The sequence below is a fragment of the Pseudomonadota bacterium genome, from assembly GCA_010028905.1.
Classification (GTDB): domain Bacteria; phylum Vulcanimicrobiota; class Xenobia; order RGZZ01; family RGZZ01; genus RGZZ01.
Map to the genome: position 1 here is coordinate 1 of RGZZ01000774.1, position 1,556 is coordinate 1,556.

The following is a 1,556-nucleotide window of genomic DNA, read 5'->3' on the forward strand; positions in this document are numbered from 1 at the left end:
GGGGGCAGTAGACGCGGTCCTCGTCGCGCGGGCACCCCAGCAGGCCAGCCGGCCAGACGCCGCCGCTCTGCGAGCGGACATCGAGAAGACGTACCAAGAGCAGATCCTGGCCGACGACGGGTTCGACGAGAAGCCGCAGCAGTGGGCCGCGCTCATCGCGCAGGCCGAGAGATATCTCGCGCTTCCCGAGAGCTTCGACGGGGGCGATTTCGGTCCGATGAGACGCATCGCAACGCCGGATCCGGACGTGGCCTTCGTCACCATACAGGCGCCCTCACCCTATCTCGCCGGAACCCTCAGCCAGAACTGGAACTACCTGCAGACCCGCAAGGACGGGACGGTTCACCTGCAACGCCTGGGCGAGAAAGACCCCAAGCACTTCCGCGACGCCCGCTTCTGGAAGGATGGCGACGCCTCGATGATGACCGTGCTCACGGTGGCAAAGCTCGCCTCGAACGCCTATGTGCCCGCGGTGTCGGTGCGCCGTCTCGATGGCGACGACTGGGTGCCCGCGAGCGATCGTTTCGTCACCAACACCGCCACCCTCGAGGGGCACGATCTCTTTCTCGGCGCCGACGGCTCGCTCTGCCTCGATGAGGCCTACACGGGCGGTCCCTTCATCTCCATGGCCTTTGACGGTGACTCGCCCAACGTCGTGCTGCGAGGGGGCGCTGACGAGCACCCGCTGCCCCTCGTGAGCGGGCGCTACGTGCTGCAGGTCAAGACCGAGGCCGAGAAGGCGCAGGAAGCCCGCGACGCCGAGGTGGCCCGTATCACGGAATCGTTCGGGCGCATCGCGGGTGAGCCGGCCATCACCCGTTCAGAGAACGAGGTGAACATCAACGGAGTGAAGCTGCCCGTGCGGCGGGTCGGGGGCGAAGGCGGGTAGGCAATTCGCGCCCTGTTTGCGCGCTTAACCGCGTCGTCCCATCGGCCGATAAGAACACGAGCAGCGGTCGATGCGCGGGAGGTTCTGGCGTGGTGTTCTGTTCAGAGTGCGGGGTTCAGCTGCGCGATCGCGCGCGGTTCTGCGGGCAGTGCGGCGCGCGGCAGGGCGACCTGCCGGCGGGGACGCTGCTCGACGGCCGCTATCGGGTCGATGGCCGCATCGGCTCCGGCGCCATGGGCGCGGTGTACCGCGTCTGGGACCTCCGGCTCCAAGGCCCCCGCGCAGTAAAAGAGATGTCGACAGCCGACGCCACCGACGCCGACCGCGACGAGACCCGCGTGCGCTTCGAGCGCGAGGCGCAGCTGCTTTCGCGCCTGCGACACCCGGGGCTTCCTCGGGTGCAGGACTGCTTCAGCGCGGCGGGTCGCCACTATCTCGTCATGGACTTCGTCGAAGGCGACAACCTCGAGACCATCGTTCGCCGCAGCGGCCGTCCGGGGCTGACCGAAGATCACGTGGTGGCCATCGCGTCGCATATCCTCGACATCCTCGACTTCTTGCACGGCCAGCCCACGCCCATCGTCTATCGCGACCTGAAGCCCGCCAACGCCATGATCACCCCGTTGGGGAATGTGGTGCTCGTCGATTTCGGCATCGCGCGCCCGCT

The 1,556-nt window shown here is 67.7% G+C and carries 2 protein-coding genes; both read left to right on the forward strand.

Going from position 1 to position 1,556, the window contains the following annotated elements; translation table 11 throughout:
* The coding region (locus EB084_25170; protein NDD31556.1) for a hypothetical protein at positions 1-889 on the forward strand (889 nt) is incomplete at its 5' end.
* Positions 890-978: 89 nt separating this feature from the next.
* The coding region (locus tag EB084_25175) for a zinc-ribbon domain-containing protein (GenBank protein ID NDD31557.1) at positions 979-1,556 on the forward strand (578 nt) is incomplete at its 3' end.